The 22,773-nt window shown below is 40.7% G+C and carries 25 protein-coding genes and 1 pseudogene; 12 read left to right on the forward strand and 14 right to left on the reverse strand.

From position 1 onward, the window contains the following. The coding region (locus B879_RS15640) for a gamma-glutamyltransferase (RefSeq protein ID WP_040400877.1) at nt 1–469 on the reverse strand (469 nt) is incomplete at its 3' end. Nucleotides 470–725: 256 nt separating this feature from the next. After that, nucleotides 726–1,115, reverse strand: coding sequence for a hypothetical protein (locus B879_RS15645; protein WP_009186179.1), 390 nt, complete (start codon nt 1,113–1,115; stop codon nt 726–728). Nucleotides 1,116–1,395: 280 nt separating this feature from the next. Here B879_RS15645 and B879_RS15650 point away from each other — a divergent pair, with 280 nt between their 5' ends. The 3 genes from B879_RS15650 (at nt 1,396) to B879_RS15660 (ending at nt 4,166) form a co-directional block, all read left to right on the forward strand. Then, complete coding sequence (locus B879_RS15650) at nt 1,396–2,061, forward strand: TetR/AcrR family transcriptional regulator (RefSeq protein WP_009186180.1); 666 nt, start codon at nt 1,396–1,398, stop codon at nt 2,059–2,061. A 12-nt stretch (nt 2,062–2,073) separates the two neighbouring features. Continuing rightward, nucleotides 2,074–3,393: an ABC1 kinase family protein gene (locus B879_RS15655; protein WP_009186181.1), complete on the forward strand. Its 1,320-nt coding sequence runs from the start codon at nt 2,074–2,076 to the stop codon at nt 3,391–3,393. Between the two features lie 344 nt (nt 3,394–3,737). Beyond that, nucleotides 3,738–4,166 (forward strand): NUDIX domain-containing protein, encoded by a 429-nt coding sequence (locus B879_RS15660; protein ID WP_009186182.1) that lies wholly within the window; start codon nt 3,738–3,740, stop codon nt 4,164–4,166. Nucleotides 4,167–4,356: 190 nt separating this feature from the next. Here B879_RS15660 and tsf read toward each other — a convergent pair whose 3' ends face one another. The 8 genes from tsf to B879_RS15700 form a co-directional block, all read right to left on the reverse strand. Then, complete coding sequence (gene tsf, locus B879_RS15665; RefSeq protein WP_009186183.1) at nt 4,357–5,187, reverse strand: translation elongation factor Ts; 831 nt, start codon at nt 5,185–5,187, stop codon at nt 4,357–4,359. Nucleotides 5,188–5,398: 211 nt separating this feature from the next. Then, nucleotides 5,399–6,160 carry a 30S ribosomal protein S2 gene (gene rpsB, locus B879_RS15670; protein ID WP_009186184.1) on the reverse strand — a complete coding sequence of 254 codons (762 nt, stop codon included), beginning with the start codon at nt 6,158–6,160 and terminating at the stop codon, nt 5,399–5,401. 45 nt (nt 6,161–6,205) lie between these two features. Next, nucleotides 6,206–6,592, reverse strand: coding sequence for a 30S ribosomal protein S9 (gene rpsI, locus B879_RS15675; protein WP_009186185.1), 387 nt, complete (start codon nt 6,590–6,592; stop codon nt 6,206–6,208). 12 nt (nt 6,593–6,604) lie between these two features. Continuing rightward, the gene (gene rplM / locus B879_RS15680) at nt 6,605–7,048 is read right to left on the reverse strand and encodes a 50S ribosomal protein L13 (RefSeq protein WP_009186186.1); all 444 of its coding nucleotides are present in this window, start codon (nt 7,046–7,048) and stop codon (nt 6,605–6,607) included. Nucleotides 7,049–7,169: 121 nt separating this feature from the next. Beyond that, nucleotides 7,170–7,880: an RluA family pseudouridine synthase gene (locus B879_RS15685; RefSeq protein ID WP_009186187.1), complete on the reverse strand. Its 711-nt coding sequence runs from the start codon at nt 7,878–7,880 to the stop codon at nt 7,170–7,172. Nucleotides 7,881–8,446: 566 nt separating this feature from the next. Next, nucleotides 8,447–9,487, reverse strand: a complete 1,041-nt coding sequence (locus tag B879_RS15690) for a sensor histidine kinase (protein WP_009186189.1) — start codon at nt 9,485–9,487, stop codon at nt 8,447–8,449. A 3-nt stretch (nt 9,488–9,490) separates the two neighbouring features. After that, a complete protein-coding gene (locus B879_RS15695) occupies nt 9,491–10,180 on the reverse strand; it encodes a response regulator transcription factor (RefSeq protein WP_009186190.1) in 690 nt (229 codons plus the stop codon). A gap of 150 nt (nt 10,181–10,330) precedes the next feature. Further along, complete coding sequence (locus tag B879_RS15700) at nt 10,331–11,119, reverse strand: DUF3108 domain-containing protein (protein WP_009186191.1); 789 nt, start codon at nt 11,117–11,119, stop codon at nt 10,331–10,333. A 176-nt stretch (nt 11,120–11,295) separates the two neighbouring features. Here B879_RS15700 and recA point away from each other — a divergent pair, with 176 nt between their 5' ends. Continuing rightward, nucleotides 11,296–12,327 carry a recombinase RecA gene (gene recA, locus B879_RS15705; protein ID WP_009186192.1) on the forward strand — a complete coding sequence of 344 codons (1,032 nt, stop codon included), beginning with the start codon at nt 11,296–11,298 and terminating at the stop codon, nt 12,325–12,327. Nucleotides 12,328–12,355: 28 nt separating this feature from the next. Here the strand turns inward: recA and B879_RS15710 are convergent, their stop codons facing one another. Beyond that, nucleotides 12,356–13,600: an ABC transporter permease gene (locus B879_RS15710; RefSeq protein ID WP_009186193.1), complete on the reverse strand. Its 1,245-nt coding sequence runs from the start codon at nt 13,598–13,600 to the stop codon at nt 12,356–12,358. A gap of 126 nt (nt 13,601–13,726) precedes the next feature. On the opposite strand from B879_RS15710, the gene queA reads away from it, so the two are divergent. From queA to B879_RS15735, 5 genes are all read left to right on the forward strand, one after another. Next, nucleotides 13,727–14,776, forward strand: a complete 1,050-nt coding sequence (gene queA, locus B879_RS15715) for a tRNA preQ1(34) S-adenosylmethionine ribosyltransferase-isomerase QueA (protein ID WP_009186194.1) — start codon at nt 13,727–13,729, stop codon at nt 14,774–14,776. A 116-nt stretch (nt 14,777–14,892) separates the two neighbouring features. After that, entirely contained in the window at nt 14,893–15,567 is a 675-nt protein-coding gene (locus B879_RS15720; protein ID WP_009186195.1) for a 2-C-methyl-D-erythritol 4-phosphate cytidylyltransferase, read from the forward strand. A gap of 124 nt (nt 15,568–15,691) precedes the next feature. Further along, nucleotides 15,692–16,483, forward strand: a complete 792-nt coding sequence (locus tag B879_RS15725) for a LiaF transmembrane domain-containing protein (RefSeq protein WP_009186196.1) — start codon at nt 15,692–15,694, stop codon at nt 16,481–16,483. Nucleotides 16,484–16,546: 63 nt separating this feature from the next. Further along, nucleotides 16,547–17,602 carry a sensor histidine kinase gene (locus B879_RS15730; protein WP_009186197.1) on the forward strand — a complete coding sequence of 352 codons (1,056 nt, stop codon included), beginning with the start codon at nt 16,547–16,549 and terminating at the stop codon, nt 17,600–17,602. Then, nucleotides 17,577–18,290, forward strand: coding sequence for a LytR/AlgR family response regulator transcription factor (locus B879_RS15735; RefSeq protein ID WP_009186198.1), 714 nt, complete (start codon nt 17,577–17,579; stop codon nt 18,288–18,290). The genes B879_RS15730 and B879_RS15735 overlap by 26 nt, the downstream gene beginning before the upstream one ends. A gap of 27 nt (nt 18,291–18,317) precedes the next feature. Here B879_RS15735 and B879_RS15740 read toward each other — a convergent pair whose 3' ends face one another. Next, a complete protein-coding gene (locus B879_RS15740; protein WP_008625540.1) occupies nt 18,318–18,539 on the reverse strand; it encodes a DUF2795 domain-containing protein in 222 nt (73 codons plus the stop codon). 76 nt (nt 18,540–18,615) lie between these two features. Beyond that, nucleotides 18,616–19,863, reverse strand: coding sequence for a DUF349 domain-containing protein (locus B879_RS15745; protein WP_009186199.1), 1,248 nt, complete (start codon nt 19,861–19,863; stop codon nt 18,616–18,618). Between the two features lie 134 nt (nt 19,864–19,997). Here B879_RS15745 and ettA point away from each other — a divergent pair, with 134 nt between their 5' ends. From ettA to B879_RS15760, 3 genes are all read left to right on the forward strand, one after another. Further along, the gene (gene ettA / locus B879_RS15750; RefSeq protein ID WP_009186200.1) at nt 19,998–21,677 is read left to right on the forward strand and encodes an energy-dependent translational throttle protein EttA; all 1,680 of its coding nucleotides are present in this window, start codon (nt 19,998–20,000) and stop codon (nt 21,675–21,677) included. A gap of 135 nt (nt 21,678–21,812) precedes the next feature. Beyond that, nucleotides 21,813–22,076: a hypothetical protein gene (locus tag B879_RS15755; protein ID WP_040400881.1), complete on the forward strand. Its 264-nt coding sequence runs from the start codon at nt 21,813–21,815 to the stop codon at nt 22,074–22,076. Nucleotides 22,077–22,113: 37 nt separating this feature from the next. Further along, complete coding sequence (locus B879_RS15760; RefSeq protein ID WP_157231655.1) at nt 22,114–22,287, forward strand: hypothetical protein; 174 nt, start codon at nt 22,114–22,116, stop codon at nt 22,285–22,287. Between the two features lie 9 nt (nt 22,288–22,296). On the opposite strand, the pseudogene B879_RS15765 reads toward B879_RS15760, so the two are convergent. Next, a pseudogene (locus B879_RS15765) lies at nt 22,297–22,773 on the reverse strand (alkaline phosphatase family protein); the annotation flags it as partial.

The raw sequence follows: 22,773 nt of genomic DNA on the forward strand, positions 1-22,773 counted from the left end.
TTTCCTGCATGGATAACTTCCCAAAACGTTTGTGCATCTCAAACCAGCCGTCCACACAACCGGGAACGGTCACTGGCAGTGGTCCAAGGAGGGGCACATAATTCAGCTCTTTTTCTTTGAAAACTTCCATCGTCAGCAATTCAGGAGCGCGGCCGCTTCCATTAAAGCCGTAGAGTTTTTTGGTTTTGGCATCCCAGATGATGGCAAAGACATCTCCTCCAATTCCGCAGCCATTAGGTTCGACCAAACCCAGCATCGCATTGGCGGCGATGGCGGCATCCATGGCCGAGCCACCTTTTTTTAAGATATCCAAAGCCACCTGCGTGGCCAAGGGTTGGGCGGTGGCAGCCATGCCGTTTTGTGCGATGACTTCAGATCTGGTAGTAAATGTTTTTCCGGTGACCCGGTCTTGGGCCCAAGTAGGGGTAGCAAGGAAGGAAAGAGCGAAAAGGAAATAAAGGTATCTCATAAGGGTAGCATTAGCCTTGCTATATTAAATAAGTCCATAGATTGTTCCAAGGGAAAGTTTTTGAGTGGTAGTGCAATTCTCGGGGAATTCATTCTTAGTTGTCTGTCGTTTCACAAGGAGTCATAACCTCCTGTATAAAATCAGTGCGAACTAGCAAGCTTGATTGTCCACAGGACAATCAGGCGTTGTAAGGAAGCATGAAATTTCGGTTCAAGACAGGTTTGAGCATTTTTTTTATATATTGTTGTCAACACTTTTAATCCGTCACGGCAATATTTACTGTAATATAATCCGTTTCTCCGGATTTGAATTTCAATTCGTACTCTCCTATTGCCGAGGGAGTAAATTCATAAATAGCCGTTATTATCGGAATATTGTCAGTGCAGATACAACCTTCATATTTTGCCTGAACCTCTATTATTTTTGAATGTTTACTGCGACTTTCAATAAACTTTTCAAATTTCCCGCACCCGTTATAGACCGCGAATTTAACTTCAATTTCTATCGATTCATTTATTCTTCCTGAGGATGGCGAGTTTACCTCTGTTACATTTTCTGGTCTGTATCCAATACATTCCTCTGAATCATCATCCGAACAAGAAACTAAAATTGCAAGAAGAAAAAATAAAAATATTTTAGTTTCCATTTTATTAAAGATTTTAATTGTTATCAACTTGTATAAACCCGATACAAACATTCGCCTAATGAACTCATTTGACCTGTGGATAAGCGAAGTTTAAATGTTTGAATCCATCTGGTGTATTCCATCCCCCATTCCTTTTTGGTGTTGGCATCGGCCATCTTCAATTCTTGAAAGGTATATCATATAAAACTAAAAATATTTTCTCAAAATCTCCCTGATTTCTATTCCTTTTCAAAACTTCAATACCCTTTTCTAGGTTATATCAGTAGTAAACAATACCACAATGGAAAATACAGCAGCAAAGAAGACAAGTAAAGTCGATCCAAGAACCAAAATCATCACAGGATATGTCAACCATGTCCTGGAAAATGGATCAGAGCCTCTGTCTATTTATAAATTTGCCAAAGAACTCAAGATGAATGAGGCTGATTTTTATGCCTACTTCACTTCTTTCGAGGCCATCAAATCAGCAGTTTGGGGTAAGCTGTTCGATGATACCCTGCAGAATTTGGAAACACAGGAAGTATTCAAAGAATACAGTGCCAGAGAAAAACTGTTGGGTTTCCTCTTTACTTTGGTGGAAGAATTGAAAAAGAACAGGTCCTACCTTCTGTTACTCTACAGTGGCCAAAAGGACTTGAAAAAATTATTGCCTGAGGAAGTAAAGACCTTCAGGAGCAAATTCAAGGACTTTGCTAATGAAATCATTTTAGAAGGAAAAGAGACGGAAGAAATTGCCAATAGACCATTGATTACTGAGCGGTATGATGAAGCACTTTGGTTGCAGGTATGGTTTGTCTTCCAATTCTGGCTAAAGGATACCTCTCCTTCATTTGAGAAAACAGATGCAGCCATTGAAAAGTCGGTAAACCTCGCCTTTGACCTGATGGGTAAAAGTGCTTTGGATACCTTTATTGATTTTGCCAAGTTTTTATATCAAAACAAATAAACACAGGAATTCATGGAAAGAAGTGTGAAGGAACAGCAGAGTATTCCTGTTTCCAAAGTGCAGCGTGCTGCCAAATTTATCAGTACAGGGGCGAAGGTAGGAGGGAACTACGTGAAGCATTATGCCAAAAAGGTAGTAAACCCTAGCTTATCCAAGGAAGAGTTGCACAATAACAATGCAGAGGATATTTACAATTCCCTCAGCCAGTTGAAAGGTTCTGCCTTGAAAGTGGCGCAAATGATGTCCATGGACAAAAATATTCTGCCCAGGGCCTATCAGGACAAGTTCACCATGGCGCAATACAGTGCACCTCCTTTGTCCTATCCTCTGGTGGTAAAAACTTTCCAGAAGTATTTTGGTAAAACTCCAGATCAAATCTATGATACTTTTACCAAATCAGCGGTAAATGCCGCTTCCATTGGACAGGTACATCAGGCTACAAAAGGTGAAAAGACTTTTGCTGTAAAAATCCAGTACCCTGGTGTCGCAGATTCCGTGAGTTCTGATTTGAAATTGGTTCGCCCGTTTGCCTTGAGGTTGCTCAATATGAATGAAAAAGAGCTGGATCACTATATGGAAGAAGTGGAGGGAAAGCTCATAGAAGAGACCGATTATGTTTTGGAAGTGGAGCGTTCCTTGGAAATTTCAGCAGCTTGCAGCCATATTGAAGGGCTGACCTTCCCTGGGTATTATGAGGAGATGAGTTCTGAGCGTATCATTACCATGGACTGGATTGATGGCAAGCACATCAAAGAGTGGTTGGATACTAATCCCTCCCAAGAAGCCAAAAACAAAATTGGCCAATCCCTTTGGGATTTCTACCACCATCAGGTACACAACCTGCAGCAGGTCCATGCCGATCCCCATCCCGGTAACTTTATCATTACCAAGGAAAATAAGTTGGGCATCATTGATTTCGGATGTGTAAAAATCCTTCCAGAGGATTTCTATCATGGTTATTTCTCCCTTATTAAGCGGGATTTATTGATCAATGAAGAGGAGCTGAACCAGATTTTCTATAACCTGGAATTTATTTCCGATAGGGATACAGAAGTTGAAAAGGTCTATTTCAAAGGTGTTTTCAAGGAAATGATTTCCTTATTGGGTAAGCCTTTCCATGTGGATAGCTTTGATTTTGCGGATGACAGTTATTTTGAGCAGATATTCCAATTGGGAGATAGAATTTCCAATGACAAAATGTTCAAAAAATCCCGTCAGGCAAGGGGGTCCAGACATGGCTTGTATATCAACAGGACTTATTTTGGTTTGTATAATCTGTTAAATCAGTTGCAGGCCAATATCAAAACAACTAAGCCGGAGTGGTTGGAATAGTTGAGTAGGCAAAGTTGAAAAACCATCTTTAAAGCCACCCTTGGGATACGGGGGTGGTTTTTTATGCGTTTCTTTTTGTTACACAGAGATCTACTGAGAAGTCACAGAGGTCCCATAGGAGTCACAACTTGTCCCGTGAATAAGGGGAGAAATCTGTAGAGGAGAGGCCTGAAGGGCCATGCTGTGACAACCCGGGATAGCATCCCGGGTAAATGCGCATGTCCAGCCCCTCAGCTCGAATAATTCCGACATCAGCCTTCCGAAATCCCCCTTTGACATTTTACCCCGCTTGTAATATTTATTTGGTAGTTTTACTTAATCTAAATATCACTTAGTAAATAAACATGTCCTTCACTTATTCCTTTCCCCGTCCGGCTTTGACCACCGATGCTGTAGTCATTTGTGGAGCTGATATTTTATTGATTGAACGAAAAAAGGATCCCTATCAAGGGAGATGGGCCTTGCCGGGTGGTTTTGTGGATGAATATGAGGCCGTCGAGGATGCATGTGTCAGGGAATTGGAGGAAGAGACAAGTTTAAGCCTCTCGGCCTCAGATGCTCATTTTGTAGGAGTTTTTGGTAAAGAGGGGAGGGACCCCAGGGGGTGGACAGTTTCTGTCGTCTATTTGTTTGAAGTGAGTCAAGATCAAAAATACATAGTCGCTCCTGGTTCGGACAGTGAGGCAGTCAGGTGGTTTTCCCTTGCCCAACTTCCTGAACTGGCCTTTGACCACAAGGAGATTATTGGGGAGGTTTTAAGGGGTTTTGAATAAATTATTTTCTCCTTTTCCCTAACTGAAAAATGCCGTAGAAATATACAAATTCAAAGGTTTTAGTGGGGCAAAAAAAGCTGACCCCTTTCGAAGTCAGCTTCCTATCTCAAGTCTTGAGTCTTGCTTTACCGAAATTCTTCGGGACAAGCTTTGAGTCTTGCTTCTTGAGTCTTGTTTCTTGCTTCTAATATTATCCGATAGACACCCTTTTGAAAGCAGCTACGGTCATGCCTTTGCTTACGCCGTCAAGGTACTGCGCAATAGATTTGCTGTTGTCCTTTACGAAAGCCTGGCTCAACAAAGTGTTTTCTTTGTAGAACTTGTTCAATTTACCCAAAGCAATTTTTTCAAGCATTTCTTCAGGCTTACCTTCTTGTCTGGCTTGATCTTTACCTACTTCGATTTCTCTTTCTACTACAGAAGCATCCACACCATCCTTATCAACCGCTACAGGGTTCATAGCAGCGATTTGCATGGCTACATCTTTACCAGCGTCCTCTACAGCAGCGCCATTAGTGTTGGTCAAGCCTACCAATACACCCAATTTACCGTTAGAGTGGATGTAAGGAACTACTGCCTCACCTTTTACTACTTCAAAGTGAGATATTTCGATTTTCTCGCCGATTTTACCGGTCAATTCAACAATTTTCTCTCCTACGGTGATACCTTCGAAAGGAACGGCAAGAATATCTGCCACAGAGTTGGCTTTGTTCTCAGTTGCCAAATCCAATGCAGTATTGGCAAAAGCAACGAATTCTTCATTTTTTGCTACAAAGTCAGTTTCACAAGTTAAAGAAAGCAAATAACCTGTAGTGCCATCAGCACTCACCTTGGTTACAATGGTACCTTCTTTGGTTTCTCTGTCGGCTCTGGAAGCAGAAACTTTCTGTCCTTTTTTTCTTAAAATATCGATAGCTTTCTCAAAATCACCTTCAGCTTCGGTAAGGGCTTTTTTACAGTCCATCATACCGGCACCGGTCATTTGTCTCAGTTTGTTTACTTCTTGTGCAGTAATAGCCATTGTTTTCGTTAATTTATGAGATTAAACTTATGTCTTTTCTTGAAAACCCTGCGGAGCTTGATTTTTTGGTCAAAGACCTTCGAGGTTTTAGATAATTTATTTTTGTCAGACGTATTTGAAGAGAAAACCTCAAAGGTCTGGTAAAAACAAAAAATTGAACACAGGTAGGTACCACATGTTCAATCTTTTGTCAAGTATAATTCAAAGTGGATTACTCTTTGGTTTCAGCGTCCACAGCTTTTTTAGCTTCTTCCTCTTCAGAAAGTTTAGCTTCTTCTTTGTCTTTTTTCCTTTCGGAAAGACCTTCTTCAATAGCTGCTCCAAATGCTTTCACCAATAAAGAGATAGATTTGAACGCATCGTCATTGGCGGGGATTGGGAACTCCACTTCATTAGGGTTAGAGTTTGTATCTACCAATGCGAAAACAGGGATACCAAGCTTTTGAGCTTCTGCGATAGCAATGTGCTCTCTTTTAATGTCTACGATAAACAAAGCAGCAGGAAGTCTGGTCAGGTCAGCGATACCGCCCAATACAGTCTCCAATTTCTCTCTTTGTCTGGTGATCATCAAGCGTTCCTTCTTAGCCAAGTTCTTGTAAGCTTCTTCTTTCATCATTTTGTCGATGGAAGACATTTTCTTCAAGGACTTGCGGATAGTAGCGAAGTTGGTCAACATACCGCCCAACCATCTTTCAGTTACGAAAGGCATGTTCAACCTTTTTGCTTCTTCAGCGACCAAGTCTTTCGCCTGTTTTTTGGTAGCGACGAACATGACTTTTTTTCCTGAGCGAACGATCTGCTTGATTGCATTGGATGCTTCTTCGAGGCAAACAAGCGTTTTATTTAGGTCAATGATATGGATACCGTTTTTCTCCATGAAGATGTACGGCGCCATTCTTGGATCCCACTTTCTCGTCAAGTGTCCAAAGTGAACACCAGCATCCAGTAAGTCTTTATATTCTATTTGTGCCATTAATTAATGATATTGTTTAGATATAAAATGAAGTACAATTCCAAATTAACGCTTGGAGAACTGGAATCTTCTTCTTGCTTTTCTTCTACCTGGCTTCTTACGTTCTACCATTCTTGGGTCTCTGGTAAGGAATCCTTCTTTTTTCAATGCTGGTCTGTGCTCGATATCAAATTCGCACAAAGCCCTTGAGATAGCCATTCTGGCTGCCTCGGCCTGTCCTTTGATACCACCACCATCTACATTGATTTTGATGTCGTAAGAACCGTCTACACCTACCAAGGCAAGAGGTTGCTTAACTACAATCTGATGCAGATCAAATGGGAAGTAAACTTCGATCGGTCTGTTATTAACAGTGATCTCTCCTTTTCCCGGCTTCATGTAGATTCTTGCAACAGATGTCTTTCTTCTACCGATTGTATTGATAATTTCCATGAACTGCTAAGATTAGAATTTGATTTCTTTAGGTTGCTGTGCAGCATGAGGATGCTCTGCTCCGTTGTAAACATATAGGTTTCTGTACAACTGTCTGCCCAATCTGTTTTTAGGCAACATTCCTCTGACTGCCTTCTCCACCAAAATAGAAGCAGACTTTTGCTTCAATAGTTTTGGGGTAGAAATTCGCTGTCCACCTGGGTAGCCGGTATGACGAACGTAAACTTTTTCGTCCATTTTTCTGCCGGTCAACCTAACCTTGTCTGCATTGATGACAATCACGTTGTCTCCGCAGTCCACGTGAGGGGTGTAATAAGGCTTATGCTTACCCCTTAGGATTTTGGCAACCTCACTCGCAAATCTACCTAAAACTGCAGTCTGGGCATCCACTACCACCCAGTTCTTCTCTACAGTAGCAGCATTTGCTGATTTGGTCTTGTAGCTTAATGTATCCACTGTGTAAATGTTTAATTATTAGCTTGTTAAATATACTTCACCCTCAAAAAGGGACACAAAGATAGAAGTAATTTCTTTTTATTGCAAAAGAAACCAATTTATTACCCACATTTTCTATGAGTTAGCGGTTTTTTTCCAGTTGCCTGACCAATACTTCGAAGTCTTTGGGATAAGGAGCGATTACTTCGGTCCTTTCTCCATTTACTCCTTCAAAGCCAATGGCGTAAGCATGAAGCGAAACACGCTGCATGATGGGAAGCTCTTCTGTACCTTTTTTGAGGTTAAATCGCTTTTTTAAGGCAGATAAGTAAAGCGGTTTGCCACCATACATCTCATCCCCGCAGATAGGCGACTTCAAATGGGCCAAATGCACCCTGATTTGATGAAGTCTTCCTGTGATGGGCTTACATTCCACTAAGGTGTAGGAGTAATAAGTCCTGAGGGTATTGAAAATGGTCTGGGCTGGCTTGCCTTCTTTGGTTATCTTAGCGATGCCTTTATTGGTGGCATGGATATTACGGTCAACAAGTACGTCTTTATACTCGTGAACGCCTTCCACTACTGCATGATAGATTTTGCTGACTTTTCGGTCTTCAAACTGGATAGCTATGTTTCGATAAGCCTCTTGGTGTTTGGCGATGACGAGGCAACCTGATGTTTCTTTGTCCAGTCGGTGACACACCTGGGCATCTTGGGTGTACGTTCTGGCCAAATCCAGGATGTTTTGCGCTTCATGCCTGTCGTCCAATGTCGATAAATAGGGAGGCTTATTGATGACAAGGTAATCCTCGTTTTCAAACAGAATCAAGTCCTTAAAATCAATTTTTTTCATGCAGCCCTTTCCCAATAAGGGCGCAAAATTAGAGAATAAAGTTGAGTTGAAGAAATAAAAAAGTGAGAATATTAGTGGTTAGTTGATTAAGCGATTAGTGTATGAAGGTCAACATCAAATAGTCCACGGTTTGGTTAGTGCTGTCACGTTCTGGTTTTACTTTATACTTGTTATACTTTATTGTCTAGAATTCGATTCCCTTGGAGTCGGCATTCACTAATAACAAACTTGCCTCCCACCACCGGGTTGCACCCTTACCCTAAAGGGATAAACCCCTATCGGGGTTTCATGGTCACCATTTCAAGCAATTACCTTAACGATTCACTAAATTCTATAGCTTAATGGTTTTCCGGACCCACAACCCGGTATCCCGAACCGCTTTGCTCTCGGGGCAGGTTATTCCCAAAATGATCCAAAGGGCTGATTTCTTAACGTTCAGTCCTCCTGAAATCCACCTTCCGAAATCCCACTTTACTCCCGAATCTTACATCTTGATTCTTGCCTCTTGTCTCTTAATCTCTCGCCTCCTACCTAAAGGTAGGCAAGCTCGCCTCTCGCTTCTCTCCTCACTTTTCCAAAGGCAATTCAAAACTAAAAATAGAACCTTTGCCCACGGTGCTGCTTACAGAAATTTTGCTCTTATGTCCTTCTAAAATGTGTTTGACGATCGCCAATCCCAGACCAGTACCCCCTTTTTCCCTGGAGCGGCTTTTTTCTACCCGGTAAAAGCGTTCAAAAATACGTTTTAAATCTTCAGGAGGAATTCCTTTCCCGTTATCTTTAACCTCCACGGTGATATGGTTTTTTTGGGCTTTCAAATGAACCTCCACTTCTCCACCATCATTGTTGTACTTGATGGCATTGGAGATGAGGTTTTGACAAACCCTGAAAATCTTGTCCTTATCCGCGAAAGTCAGGTAAGACTTTTCCTTATCATAGTAAAAGCGGATCAGCATGTCCCTTTTGGCGGCTTTATGTTCCAATTCTTCAATCACCTCATGGATGATTTCTTTTAAGTCAAAGGTTTCAAAATGAAATTTAATCACCCCGCTTTCCATCTGATTGAGGGTAAGGAGATCCTGAACCAATTTATCCAGCGCATTCAAACTTTTTGCTGCACGCTTCAAAAACTTCAGGCGAACTGATTTATCGTCCACCGCTCCATCCAATAAGGTGTGGATATAACCTTGGGCTGCAAAAATCGGTGTTTTCAGCTCATGAGATATGTCCGCAATAAATTCACGTCGAAATTCCGCATTCTTTTGAAGGGTTTCAATCTCCTTATTCTTTGCCTGAGCATAAGTGTTGATGGTTTTGTTAATTTTTCGGAGTGGAGAAATGGATAAGAGGCTTTCATTTTTGTCCGGGATAGAAGAGTAATCTTTTTTCTGGATTTTTTCCAGCACACTGTAGATATTACTGATCTCCTTGAAAATCAAAAATTCCAAGGTAACCTGCATCAAGATATAAGCAACAGAAAAAGAAATGCCTCCAGCAACCAATAGCAGGGCAGGGGTAGCATCATCCAATAACAGCAAAAACGCTACCGTCAATGCAGCGATAGCGATAGATAAAACCAATGAAATTCCACGGGAAGTGGTCAGCATAAACTAATTTAAGTCGAACTTATATCCTACTCCTTTGACAGTAGTGATGTAATCATCGCCGATTTTTTCCCTTACCTTTCTGATATGCACATCAACCGTCCTTGCCAATACAAAAACGTCAGCTCCCCAGATATTCTGCAAAAGATCATCTCTACTGAATACCATATTAGGGTTTTTGGCCAGGAAATACAAAAGTTCGAATTCTTTTTTAGGTAGGGTAATGGTTTTTCCACTCTTGTCAATGGTGTAACTGGTCCTGTCAATGATAAGGTCTTTGATTTTGATTTGCGTGAATTCCTGTTCTTTTTTTGATTCTCTGCGAAATAAAGCCGCGATTCTACTCATCAGTGCCCTTGGCTTGATGGGCTTGGTAATGTAATCATCAGCTCCCACATCGAAAGCAGCAACTTCAGAATATTCTTCAGAACGGGCTGTTAGGAAAATGATAAAGGTGTTTTTGAGTTCTGGAATTTCTCTAATCTGCCTACAGGTTTCTACACCATCCTGATTAGGCATCATAATGTCAAGTAAGATTACATCCGGCAAAAATTTGGAAGCTACCTTTACTGCCTTGATACCATCTTCAGCAGAATCAACATCATAACCTTCTTTTTTCAAATTATAGGTGAGGAGGTCTACAATGTCTGGCTCATCGTCAACGACAAGCACTTTAACTTTTGGTTTGTCACTCATTTCCTGTTAAGGGATAAATGTTGTGTTAATGTGATGCTAAGTTAGAAAAAGGCTTCACATAAAATGATTTTTAAATTATTTGATATCAAAATACAACATAAATTTTTTATTGACCAGTCTAATGTTACCCAAGTATTATCGGTTTGTGAATTAATTATTACGCAAGCCTTTGGTATCTGTAATCTCCATGTCCAATGAGCCTACGAAAAGTTTGGCTTTAATTTTCACCGGTATTTTATTCTTATCATCAGTTACCCAGACTGTGATGGGCTTTTCTCCTCTGAAAAGCTTGTTTTTGGGCATGATGGGAGAAAAGACAAAAGTGTCTACTTTTCCCATTATGGTATCAACCGTTTCTTTTCCTCCATAGATAAGCCTTAGGTTATACAGTTCCTTGTCAAAAAAACCTTGAATGGATATCGTTTCACCTTTTTTAAGGTTTTTAAGATCCATGGTCCGAAGCAAATAAAATCCACTGACAATATCCTGTACATTGGCAGGTATGGAATAGTCCTTAGTGTCAACCACCTCTTTATTTTCCCTATCATACAAGCGTACGCGGGCATTTTTTTTCTGATGATCAAAAATTACACGTTCGTGTTTGCGATAATTCCCCTCTTCTATATGGCGGTAGGATTGATAAGGGATGATTTTAGCAGTGTCCAAATAACTGCCCCAATTGTCATTGACTTTAAAAAGTTTGAACACACCAAGTGTCTGTCCAAAAACATCTATTTTATAGGTGGAGCGATTATTCATGCTTACGATATTAGGATGAATGATCATTTTGGCCTCAGCAGCATTCAAAAAGCCAAAACTTACCTTAAAAGTCAGTTCTTCCCCTTGTTTAAAAGCGTTATTTTTTTGTGCCAAGACATCTGAGCACAATAAGCTGAAAAAAAATGCGACAATTACTGACTTTATTAAGCGATTTTTCATTAAATTAATAGCTGTACTGGAAGCTTTTCAAACTTTATTCCAATATTAGCAAAATATTGAAGAAGCCTGGTTTTTGTTGACAAAAAGAAATACGTAAACCTTTTTGTAAGAGTTGGGTCTAGGATTAGTAAGCATTAAATTTGAATCATTAATTAAAGTCTTTTTACCAAGAGCGTATGAGTGCAAATACTGAAAAATTGAAAGCCCTGCAGTTGACCATTGATAAGTTGGAAAAAACGTATGGTAAGGGTACTGTAATGAAATTATCTGATAATAAGGTTCAGGACATTCCGGCTATTTCTACCGGTTCCCTGGGGTTGGACATGGCTTTGGGTGTCGGCGGAATTCCCAGAGGTAGGGTCATAGAAATCTATGGGCCTGAGTCTTCAGGTAAGACTACGCTTACCATGCATTGCATTGCAGAAGCACAAAAAGCAGGAGGACTTGCAGCCTTTATAGATGCTGAGCATGCTTTTGATAAAACCTATGCTGAAAAATTGGGAATTGATATAGAAAATCTTTTGATCTCACAGCCGGACAACGGTGAACAAGCTTTGGAAATTGCAGAGCACCTGATCCGGTCAGGAGCTATTGATATCATTGTGATCGATTCTGTAGCGGCATTGGTGCCAAAAGGCGAATTGGAGGGAGATATGGGGGACAGCAAAATGGGGCTTCAGGCCCGATTGATGTCACAAGCCCTTAGAAAATTGACAGGTGCCATTAATAAAACAGGATGTTCCTGTATTTTTATCAACCAATTGAGGGATAAAATAGGTGTGATGTTTGGTAATCCAGAAACGACTACCGGTGGTAATGCACTGAAGTTTTATGCTTCAGTGAGGCTGGACATCAGGAGAATTGGTCAGATCAAAGAGGGGGCAGACAATGTCTTAGGCAATAGGACCAAAGTAAAAGTAGTGAAAAACAAAGTCGCTCCTCCCTTCAAGGTGGTTGAGTTTGATATCATGTACGGTCAGGGGATTTCCAAGGTAGGAGAAATCATTGACCTTGGCGTAGAGTTTGACATCATCAAAAAGGCCGGATCTTGGTTTTCCTATGAGGGCAATAAGCTGGGCCAAGGAAGAGATGCCGTAAAAAATCTTTTGTTAGATAATCCGGAATTGATGGAGGAACTCGAAAGGAAGATCAAAGAAAAAGCAGGTATTGGTAGCGCATTGAAAGAATCGCTTGATGGCGAGGCATAAAAAAAGGCGGTTGTAAAACCGCCTTTTTTTATGCCGATCTGATGGCTTCTACAGGATCTAATCGGGCAGCAAGTGTGGCAGGTACAATTCCTGAAACCACACCTATGGCAGAAGAAATCCCGATTCCAAGCACCACATTTTTGAAAGAGAGTACAAGTTCTAAAGTTCCCAGTTGAATGAAGGTAATGGCATAAACGATCAAAATGCCTGCAATACCTCCAATGAGACTTAGAAATACTGCCTCAAAAAGGAATTGGAATAAGATAAAATAATTTTTTGCACCAAGTGATTTTTGAATGCCAATGATATTGGTCCTTTCTTTGACCGATACAAACATGATATTGGCGATGCCAAAGCCCCCAACCAAGATAGAAAATCCGCCAATGACCCAGCCTGCGGCACTGATGACATCAAAAATTGAACCTATTGTATTCATGATGAATTCGGACTTATTAAGTGAGAAGTTATCTTCTTCAGTCGGTTTTAATCCTCTTTTTGCCCTTAACAAGCCAATCAACTCATTTTCCAGGGCAATAAGTCCTACATCTGCATCTTTTCCTTTTACGGCAATACTGGGTTCGATACCATTTCGGCCCACATAATAGAGCTTGGTAAAGCTACCATAAGGAATCATGATCGCTTCATCTTTAGAGGCTATTTCAAATAGTCCTTCCCCTTCTTCCTCAAAAAGACCTATAACCACAAATTTATTGCCCTTAATTTTAATTTCTTTACCTATCGGATCTCTGCCAGGGTAAAGGGTGTTGGCAATTTTCTGTCCTATCAAAGCCACATTACGGCTGGCATTGATTTCAAGCTCAGTAAAAAATCTTCCGGATTCCAGCTCTATGTCATAGACGTCCTTATAAGTAAATACCACACCTGTAAGGTTGCTGCCTTTATAGGAATTGCTGCCGGCCTGAACAGTAGTATTGGCCGATGCAGAAAAAGTAACGGCTTCAGCATTCCGTAGTTTATCCCTTAGGAAAACATATTCTCCATAGTTATTGTAGGGTCTTCTGAAATATTTCCACCAAGGGTAGTCGGGTCCGCCGACAAATTGAAATCTGTTTACCGTAACAACATTACTGCCTAAGAAACTGAAGCTGGATTTGATGTTTTTTTCCAGGGAATCTACTAGCGTAAATACGGCAATGATGGCAAATATGCCCACCGTAACGCCTAGAAGAGACAATATTGTTCTAGTAAGATTGGACTTCAGGGCCTGCAGGGCAAATCTGATGCTTTCCCAAATCAGCTTGATATAAATCACAGTGTTTTCGTAATCTGTTAAAAACTAATTCACAAGATAGGTAGAATTCGGAATTTTTATTGCTAACTTTGCATTTTTTAAAATAAAACTTATTGGAAATAAGCAAGCAATTACCTATCAAACTATATGAAGTTATCAGACTTTAAACTCGACGTTCCTAAAAAGCTCATTTCTCTTTATCCAACAGACAACCGTGACGAATCCAGATTGATGGTGGTTCACAGGAAAACCGGTGAGATAGAACACCGCTTGTTCAAGGATATCATTGAGTATTTTGGGGAAGGAGATGTATTTGTGATGAACGATACCAAGGTCTTTCCTGCCAGGCTTTATGGCAACAAAGAGAAAACTGGAGCTAAGATTGAAGTATTTCTGTTAAGGGAACTAAATCCTGATTTAAGGCTGTGGGATGTATTGGTAGATCCAGCCAGAAAAATAAGGGTTGGTAACAAACTGTATTTTGGTGACAGTGATTTAGTAGCTGAAGTAATAGATAATACCACTTCAAGAGGCAGGACAATCCGGTTTTTGTTTGATGGTTCAGATGAGGAATTCTACAAGACCATAGATACTTTGGGAGAAACTCCTTTATTAAAGGAATTCATTGAGAGAAAAGTAGAACCTGAGGACAGAGAAAGGTATCAGACTATTTTTGCAAAAAATGTCGGTGCAGTTGCTGCTCCTACAGCCGGTCTGCACTTTACACCCCACTTGTTGAAAAGGTTAGAACTGAAGGGAGTATCAGTATCTCCAATTACACTGCACGTGGGCTTGGGTACATTCAGACAGGTTGATGTGGAAGATTTGACCAAACATAAAATGGATTCAGAGAATTATGATATTCCTGAAAGGACCGTGGAACTGGTCAACGAAGCGCTTGACAATAAAAAAAGAGTAGTGGCTGTTGGTACCACTACCTTGAAAACTGTTGAATCCTCTGTAACAGCCAACGGCAGATTGAAGCTTAGCAGTGGATGGACGGATAAATTCATTATCCCCCCCTATGAGTTTAAAATAGCCAATTCTCTAATCACCAATTTTCATTTACCAGAATCAACACTTTTGATGACGGCAGCTGCATTTGGTGGTTATGACCTGATTATGAAGGCTTATAAAGAGGCCGTAAAGGAAAAGTACAGGTTTTTCTCTTATGGAGATGCCATGTTGATCCTCTGATCTCTTCCTTGATATTTCTTACAAAGACCTGCCCTTTCGGCAGGTCTTTTTGATAATAGCTTGCTGTAATTCCATTGCAAACTGTACTTTTGAATACACATAGTTATAATGTAGAAATGAAAAAATATGCTTTGATTGTTGCGGGAGGAAGTGGTACCCGATTGGGTGGGCCTATTGCCAAACAGTACCGGCCAATTGGAGGTAAACCGGTACTCATGCATACTTTGGCCAAATTTCAGGCTTTTGATGATAAGCTTTCCTTGATATTGGTGATCCCAGGCGGTGATTTTGATTTCTGGCAGAACCTCTGTGGAGAATTCGGTTTTAACATACCCCATCTATTGGTGGCCGGTGGACAGTCGCGGTTCCAGTCTGTGAAAAATGGCTTGGATGCCATTGCTGATACGGAGGGTTTGGTGGCCATTCATGATGGTGTAAGACCTTTTGTTAAGCAGCATGTGATTGAACAGAGTTTTCAAACAGCTGCATTGACGGGTAGTGCGGTAGCTGTAGTTGAGCTTAAAGACTCTATTCGGAAGGTCGAACCATCAGGAACTTCCGTATTTCAAAATAGAAGTGAATTCCGTTTGGTTCAAACGCCCCAGACTTTTCAGCTTAAGAAAATCAAGAAAGCATTTGAAGTGGAAGAGTCAGCTGCTTTTACAGATGATGCCACTGTCTATGAGCATCAGGGCTGGCAGGTAAGTCTGATTCCCGGTAATTTGGAAAATATCAAAATTACAACCAAGGAGGATTTGGAATATGCTGCATTCCTGGTGAGTAAAGCATAAAGCTTAAGTTTACCGAGAGAATCCCGGCATTCACCGAGAATACATCAACATCAGCCTATTTCCCCTCTCTACAGAAGCGGGGATTCGCTAGTTTTAGATCATCAATTATTCAAAAACTACAGCGATGGCAAACAAAAAAATTAAATCCGGAAACTCAGACCTGACTGCGGGTTTGATTGTTTTGTTGGTGGGAGTGGTATTACTCCTTAAGGCAGTGGGCTTTGTATTTCCCTTTTGGTTCATTTCCTGGCCCATGCTTATCATAGCCATAGGCCTGGTGATTTTGATCAGGCATAACTTTCAAAATGGCTTTGGCTTTTTTCTGGTCATTTTCGGTTCAGTTTTCCTGGTCCAAAAGTTTTTCATTTTCCCCTTTGAAATCAGACCATACCTGATTCCAGGAGGATTAATTTTGTTTGGTCTTTACCTGATTTTCAAAAAGAGCCGGGACAATCAAAGGTTCAATGAGGACTTTTTCAGAAACTACAACAAAGAAAAAAACACTCCATTTGAGGAATTTACCTCTTCTGAAAAGGTGGAGGCAACAGCTTCTAATTATGCTGGATTCGATCATGAGGAGGTCCTGAATGCCCAAGCCTTGTTTACGGGGATTCAAAGGAGAATTTTCTCCAAGAATTTTAAGGGGGGAAAGGTGTCTGCCATTTTTGGGGGAACCGATATTGACTTTTCCCAAGCGGATATAGATGGTCAGGCTTCCATCAATTTGGAAGTGGCCTTTGGTGGGGTCAAGCTGGTGGTACCTCCTCACTGGGATGTTCAGGTGAATATCGGGACCATCTTTGCTGCTGGAGTGGAAGACAAAAGGATATACAATCCTGCAGCAGTGGATAAGAGCAAGGTGCTGAAAATCTACGGTTCTGTGGTTTTTGGTGGCTTGGAAATCAAATCCTTTTAGTAATTTGAACCTGTCTTTCCCGGAAAGATCTTTCGGGGAGGACAGTTTTTTATTTTTCTGCCCATGCCTTTGTTTGAAAATAACATCAAGAAATATTGGATCAGCATCCTACTCGTATGTTTGAGCTGGATTTTTATGATTGCTGCCATTTTGGTTTACTATGGGCTGTCATTGTCCACAGCTTTGACAGAATCAATTCTGCAAGGCATTAGTATTCTTGTTGGTGGATGGTTATTGGGAAATGTTTTCAATTATTACAATCCTCAGAAGGGGCAAATTTGGATAGCCATAGCACTGCCTTTGATTTTTTCGGCTGGGATGACCTATCTTCACTATTGGGTGGTGACTTTATTTTGGAAGGAATCGGCCGCCTACTTTGATTTTATCCAAAAGGTCAGTTTGCTAAAGGGTTTTTATTTCTACATGCTATTTCAATTTTGGACTATTCTTTTAATCCTTATGGGTAAGTTGGAAGATCAGCAAAAGGTGAAGGAAAGGGAATTGCACAGCGATAAACTCGCCAAAGAGGCTGAAATGTACCATTTGAGGCAGCAGTTGCAGCCACATTTTCTTTTTAACAGTCTCAATTCCATTTCCGCCTTGGTGAAGTCTCAGCCTGACAAGGCAAGGGAGATGACAGTGGAGTTGGCAGATTTTCTCAGAGGTACCATTAGAAAAGATGTCCACCAATGGGTGGATTTGGAAGAGGAAATTTCCCAGATACAGAAATTTCTTTACATTGAAAAAGTGAGGTTTGGGGACCGATTAAATGTGAGTATTCAAATCGATGAGGAAGCCAAGTATGGCCAAATTCCCCAATTGATGCTTCAGCCTCTTCTGGAAAATTCCATCAAACATGGACTGTATGGTTTGACAGGAGAGGTGCAGATTCAGATACAAATCACAATCAAAGATGCTAATTTGACTATTAGTATAGGAAATCCTTACAATCCCAAAGCCGGACAACCCAAAGGAAGCGGTTTTGGGCTGGAAGCCATCTGCAGGAGATTGGAACTTCTTTTTGGCAGGACAGACCTAATCAAGGTAGTACAAAAGGAGGAACATTTTCTTGTAAATCTTACTATTCCACAATATGCGACTAAAAACCCTTATCATTGATGATGAGCCTTTGGCGACTACCATTATTCAGGAATATCTGATGGAATATCCTGAGGTGGAGGTCTGTGCCGTGGTTCACAATGGATTTGATGGAATGAAGGCCATTCAGACTTATCAACCTGACTTTATTTTTCTGGATATTGAAATGCCGAAAATCAATGGTTTTGAATTGCTGGAACTCTTGGAATCCCCACCAGCAATTATTTTTACCACGGCATTTGATCAATATGCGGTAAAAGCATTTGACAATGCAGCGGTGGATTACTTGCTGAAACCTTTTTCTAAAAGTAGGTTTGCTCAAGCCATGGCAAAGATTGACCAAAGCCTTGCTCAATTTGCTATAACACCAACCCCGGAATCATTGAGCAGGATAGTGTTAAAAGATAAGGGAGAAATAAAAATCATCCCCGTTTCCATCATCCGGTATTTGGAAGCCAATGATGATTATGTAAATATCCATACCGAGGAAGGGAAATTTTTAAAGAACAAAACCCTCAAATCCTATGAGCAATCACTTGCTTCGGATGAATTTGTGAGGGTGCACCGCTCTTACCTGGTGAAGGTTTCAGAAATTGTGAAGATGGAACCATATGAAAAAGAGGGCTTCATTTTGTTGCTTCGTAAAGGAGAAAAGATCCCTGTCAGCAAAAATGGCTACTTCAAGCTTAAAAAAGTATTGGGGATATAAAAAGCCCCTCTTGAAAGGGGCTTTAAATCAATATTCGTCTTCGTTAAAAAAGAAGTCATCTTTGGTCGGATAATCAGGCCAGATTTCTTCGATGTTTTCATAAGGTTCGCCGTCATCTTCCAGTTCTTGGAGGTTTTCGACCACTTCCAAAGGAGCACCTGAACGAATTGCATAATCAATCAATTCATCTTTAGTGGCAGGCCAAGGCGCATCTTCAAGATAAGATGCCAGTTCTAGTGTCCAATACATAATTTTCGAGTTTATGATTACCGCCTTAACGGCACGCAAAAATAGAAATTGTTTTAAATTTTCAATTGTTAACTCATTATTTATTTGAAAGTTCCTTCAGAATGAAATTTTTTACGTCTATTTTCCTTTTGAAGGCACTTATTTTTCTCCTGAGCATCATTTCAAAGTCTGCTTCCTGTGTTCTGAAGTTGTCGGTATTATCTTTTACCGTTCGAAGCTCATTCTCATCCCTGTAAATCAGATCTTTTAGGATAGAGGATTTTATTCTACTTTGTTCATTCTCATCCTTTTGGTCGAAGTCAGGATATTTTGAGTTAGCCAATTTATCCAAAAACAGTTTTTCGAAAACCACCTCTGAAAAGAAAGTAAATGAACGCATGGTCAAGTTTACCTCTCTGGGTTTTCGCTGCGGAAGCCTTTTCCAGTCAGCCTGTAGTTTCTTGGCAGACGAAATCACCTCAGGGTTTGTTTCAGATTTGGCTAACCTTTTCATTTCCTCGGTCATGGCTTCCATCTTTTTTACCAATTCCCAAGGTTTCATTTGAGGTCCTGTTTGGAGGGTTCTTTTGTACCGGCTAAAAATCCTGTTGTTCAACTTGGAAAATTCATCCCAGAGCGGCTGTCTTTTTTCTGCAGGTACTTTGCCGGAGGCTTTCCATTCTTTTTGAATCCTTTTTGAGATTTCAAATGCTTTTTTGGGATCTGGGTTGTCAAAAGCTGCCTGGGCTTGCCTTACCAGGTCCTCATATACCTTTATGTTTTGTTCTGCCTGTATCGCCAGTTCTTCAAAATACTTTTTCCTATTATCAAAAAAAGTATCCACTGTCTGATTGAATTGGCCTTCAACCCTTTCCTCAAATTCCTTTTCTACAGGTCCTGTTTTGATCCAGCGCATTTTGAGGTTCTTTAATGCCTCCGCTGTTTCCTTCCACTCAGTACTGTCTTTCAGTGCTTCTGCTTCCAAAATAAGACCTTGTTTGATTTCAAGGTTTCTGGCTCTGTTTTTTTGTATGATGTCTTCAAGAGAAACCTGTACTTTTTCCAGGTCTTCTATCAACGGAATAAAATCACCCAAGGCGTCGTAAGCCAAAAGGGAATCTTTAAGATGAATGAGTTTCATTAAAAATGAACCTTTATTCTGATTCTCCTCAATATCTTTTTTCAAAGCCTCAATCTTTTCTTTTAAAGAATCAAATCTGTCTTCAAAATACTTGATTGTGGAAGCTTCATCTTCCTTTACTTCTCCAATCACCCTGTCCGGCTGATTCAAAAAACCCTTAAGATAAACCTTGTTATCTTTAATGTACCCATATGGATGCTCCATTTCGATTTAATAGGTTGTGTGGTAGCTCTTGTTATTTTTTGCAAATTTAATTAATTCAAAAGCATTTATCCTAAGAAAGCCCTATTTTTGCCATCTTTGTCTCCTGAGATCAAATAATCTTATTATAAAAAGCTATGAGTAACGAAAAAATCATATTTTCTATGGCGGGTGTTTCAAAAATATACCCACCACAGAAAAAAGTTTTGAAAGATATTTACCTATCCTTTTTCTACGGAGCCAAAATTGGGGTTTTGGGTTTGAATGGCTCTGGGAAATCTTCGCTCCTGAGAGTCATAGCGGGAGTAGATAAGGACTTTCTGGGAGAAGTGGTGTGGTCCCCAGGGTATTCCGTAGGTATGTTGGAACAAGAACCTCAGCTTGACCCTGATAAAACAGTTAAAGAAATCGTAGAGGAGGCAGTAGCGGAGACAGTAGGATTGTTGAAGGAGTTTGAAGAGATCAACGAGAAATTCATGGACCCAGCATTAATGGAGGATCCGGATGCCATGGATAAACTGATCCAAAAACAAGGAGAAGTTCAGGAGAAGTTGGATGCTGCCAATGCCTGGGAATTGGATACCATGTTGGAAAGGGCCATGGACGCCTTAAGACTTCCACCGAGTGAAGCGATTGTTGGCAACCTTTCCGGTGGGGAAAAAAGAAGGGTAGCGCTTTGTAGACTGCTTTTACAGGAACCGGATGTGCTGTTGCTTGACGAACCGACCAACCACCTGGATGCGGAGTCTGTACTTTGGTTGGAGCAACATTTACAGCAATATAAGGGAACGGTGATTGCCGTGACCCACGACCGATACTTCTTGGATAATGTGGCCGGTTGGATCCTGGAATTGGATAGGGGGGAAGGCATTCCTTGGAAGGGCAACTATTCCTCTTGGTTGGAACAAAAGCAGGATAGATTAAAGCAGGAAGAAAAAACCGAATCCAAACGTCAGAAGACCTTGGAAAGGGAATTGGAGTGGATACGCATGGCGCCAAAGGCCAGACAAGCCAAAGGAAAGGCACGTCTTTCTGCTTATGACAAGTTGGTATCCGAAGAATCCAAAGAAAAAGAAGCTAAGTTGGAACTTTTTATCCCGCCAGGTCCACGATTGGGAGCAAAAGTGATTGAAGTGAATGGTGTATCCAAAGCTTATGGAGACAAGTTGCTATTTGAAAACCTTTCTTTCAGCTTACCTCAAGGTGGCATTGTAGGAATTATCGGACCAAACGGTGCCGGTAAATCTACCCTCTTCAAATTGATTACAGGACAGGAAAAGCCGGATGCCGGACATTTTGAAATTGGCGATACAGTGAAACTTGCCTATGTGGATCAGGAGCATGATAATCTGGACCCTAACAAAACCGTCTATCAGGCCATCTCTGAAGGAAATGAGTTGATGAAACTGGGGAATAAAGAAGTCAATGCCAGGGCTTATGTGAGCAAATTTAATTTTGCTGGCTCAGACCAGGAGAAGAAGCTAGGTGTCTTGTCTGGTGGTGAGCGTAACAGGGTGCATTTGGCCATGACCTTGAAGGAAGGCGGAAACTTGTTACTCTTGGACGAACCTACCAATGATCTGGATGTGAACACACTTAGGGCGCTAGAAGAGGCCTTGGAAAACTTCGGAGGCTGTGCAGTGATCATTTCCCACGACCGTTGGTTCTTGGATAGGATCTGTACGCATATCTTGGCTTTTGAAGGAGATTCTCAGGTTTATTGGTTTGAAGGGAACTTCTCCGATTATGAGGAAAACAAGAAAAAGCGCTTGGGTGATGTGACACCAAAGCGGATTAAGTATAAGAAGCTGAGGTAGAAGCAAGCTTGCCTACCTTTAGGTAGGAGTCGAGAAACGAGAAGCGAGAAACAAGACAGAAACAAGAAACAAGAGACAAGAATCAAGACTTGACTTTGGAAATCCAAAATTGGAATTGAGAAACGGTCTGGGTTTTTGACCTGGTCCGTTTTTTTATCTCAAACTCCATTACCTATTATTTTAAAAATTAAAAAGATCACTATTTTTAAGAAAAAGAGTCAGATGATAGGGAAATTGATTTTTAATGTTGTTTTAGGGATTGTTGCAATGACCTTAATAGTCTTGGGTCTGATTAGAGGAAATCATTTAGCTGCCGTTGCAATGGGATTTGTTTTGATATCAAATGTTATCCAGATTATTCAGGGGTATATAAATATAAAAAAATCCAAAACTCAGTAACTTCAGCAGCCCTCTATCATTAATTGAACATATGTTTATGGAAAAGCTATACAATTTTTACTTATACCTGTTGATGCCATTGATTTTGGTAAACCAGTTTGTTTTCCAGGTAGTCTTATTGCCTTCTTGGGTGACGGCTTTTGTATTGGTCCTAGGGTCAGTTTTGTTTTTTGCCCAAGCCATGAAGATGCGTAAAGAGGCTGAAAGGTAAGCCTAATTCTTATCTCATTACCGTTTTATATATCCTTTCAAATACTTCGGTAGGTTCTATTTCACCGGAATTTTGCTCGCTGGTTTCGGACTCTACAAAAATCGGCCAATCCAATTTGTCCTCAGGCATCCTGCCATGTGAACCCTTTACCAAAGAGGCATCCAAAGAGATCACGTCCATCAAATACCTAAAGCCAAGTTTCTTTTTCAAAAGCTTCATCCCGATTTTACCCTTCAGGAATTTGATTTCCGGATCAGCTAAAGTTTCTACAGGATCATATCCTGGCTTACGGTGGATATCTACCGTCCTCGCATAATCCGGTGCCTTGTTATCATCCAGCCAGAAGTAATAGGTAAACCAGGAATTTTTGTCTGCTACCGCAATCAGTTCTCCAGCCCTTGGATGATCCAAGTGGTATTTTTGTTTTCCTTCTTTGTCCAGTACTTTCTCAATTCCCGGCACCCTTTCCAACATGCTTTTGATAGC

It is taken from the genome of Cecembia lonarensis LW9 (assembly GCF_000298295.1).
Taxonomy (GTDB): domain Bacteria; phylum Bacteroidota; class Bacteroidia; order Cytophagales; family Cyclobacteriaceae; genus Cecembia; species Cecembia lonarensis.

What these genes read in the sequence shown, in the direction of transcription:
- B879_RS15760 (WP_157231655.1), top strand. Translation starts at nt 22,114, where the DNA reads ATGGAAAAGCTATACAATTTTTACTTATACCTGTTGATGCCATTGATT.
- B879_RS15725 (WP_009186196.1), top strand. Translation starts at nt 15,692, where the DNA reads ATGGCAAACAAAAAAATTAAATCCGGAAACTCAGACCTGACTGCGGGT.
- B879_RS15730 (WP_009186197.1), top strand. Translation starts at nt 16,547, where the DNA reads ATGCCTTTGTTTGAAAATAACATCAAGAAATATTGGATCAGCATCCTA.
- recA (WP_009186192.1), top strand. Translation starts at nt 11,296, where the DNA reads ATGAGTGCAAATACTGAAAAATTGAAAGCCCTGCAGTTGACCATTGAT.
- B879_RS15735 (WP_009186198.1), top strand. Translation starts at nt 17,577, where the DNA reads ATGCGACTAAAAACCCTTATCATTGATGATGAGCCTTTGGCGACTACC.
- B879_RS15685 (WP_009186187.1), bottom strand. Translation starts at nt 7,880, where the DNA reads ATGAAAAAAATTGATTTTAAGGACTTGATTCTGTTTGAAAACGAGGAT.
- queA (WP_009186194.1), top strand. Translation starts at nt 13,727, where the DNA reads ATGAAGTTATCAGACTTTAAACTCGACGTTCCTAAAAAGCTCATTTCT.
- B879_RS15660 (WP_009186182.1), top strand. Translation starts at nt 3,738, where the DNA reads ATGTCCTTCACTTATTCCTTTCCCCGTCCGGCTTTGACCACCGATGCT.
- B879_RS15695 (WP_009186190.1), bottom strand. Translation starts at nt 10,180, where the DNA reads ATGAGTGACAAACCAAAAGTTAAAGTGCTTGTCGTTGACGATGAGCCA.
- B879_RS15745 (WP_009186199.1), bottom strand. Translation starts at nt 19,863, where the DNA reads ATGGAGCATCCATATGGGTACATTAAAGATAACAAGGTTTATCTTAAG.
- B879_RS15650 (WP_009186180.1), top strand. Translation starts at nt 1,396, where the DNA reads ATGGAAAATACAGCAGCAAAGAAGACAAGTAAAGTCGATCCAAGAACC.
- rpsI (WP_009186185.1), bottom strand. Translation starts at nt 6,592, where the DNA reads ATGGAAATTATCAATACAATCGGTAGAAGAAAGACATCTGTTGCAAGA.
- B879_RS15740 (WP_008625540.1), bottom strand. Translation starts at nt 18,539, where the DNA reads ATGTATTGGACACTAGAACTGGCATCTTATCTTGAAGATGCGCCTTGG.
- rpsB (WP_009186184.1), bottom strand. Translation starts at nt 6,160, where the DNA reads ATGGCACAAATAGAATATAAAGACTTACTGGATGCTGGTGTTCACTTT.
- tsf (WP_009186183.1), bottom strand. Translation starts at nt 5,187, where the DNA reads ATGGCTATTACTGCACAAGAAGTAAACAAACTGAGACAAATGACCGGT.
- ettA (WP_009186200.1), top strand. Translation starts at nt 19,998, where the DNA reads ATGAGTAACGAAAAAATCATATTTTCTATGGCGGGTGTTTCAAAAATA.
- B879_RS15690 (WP_009186189.1), bottom strand. Translation starts at nt 9,487, where the DNA reads ATGCTGACCACTTCCCGTGGAATTTCATTGGTTTTATCTATCGCTATC.
- B879_RS15720 (WP_009186195.1), top strand. Translation starts at nt 14,893, where the DNA reads ATGAAAAAATATGCTTTGATTGTTGCGGGAGGAAGTGGTACCCGATTG.
- B879_RS15645 (WP_009186179.1), bottom strand. Translation starts at nt 1,115, where the DNA reads ATGGAAACTAAAATATTTTTATTTTTTCTTCTTGCAATTTTAGTTTCT.
- B879_RS15700 (WP_009186191.1), bottom strand. Translation starts at nt 11,119, where the DNA reads ATGAAAAATCGCTTAATAAAGTCAGTAATTGTCGCATTTTTTTTCAGC.
- B879_RS15655 (WP_009186181.1), top strand. Translation starts at nt 2,074, where the DNA reads ATGGAAAGAAGTGTGAAGGAACAGCAGAGTATTCCTGTTTCCAAAGTG.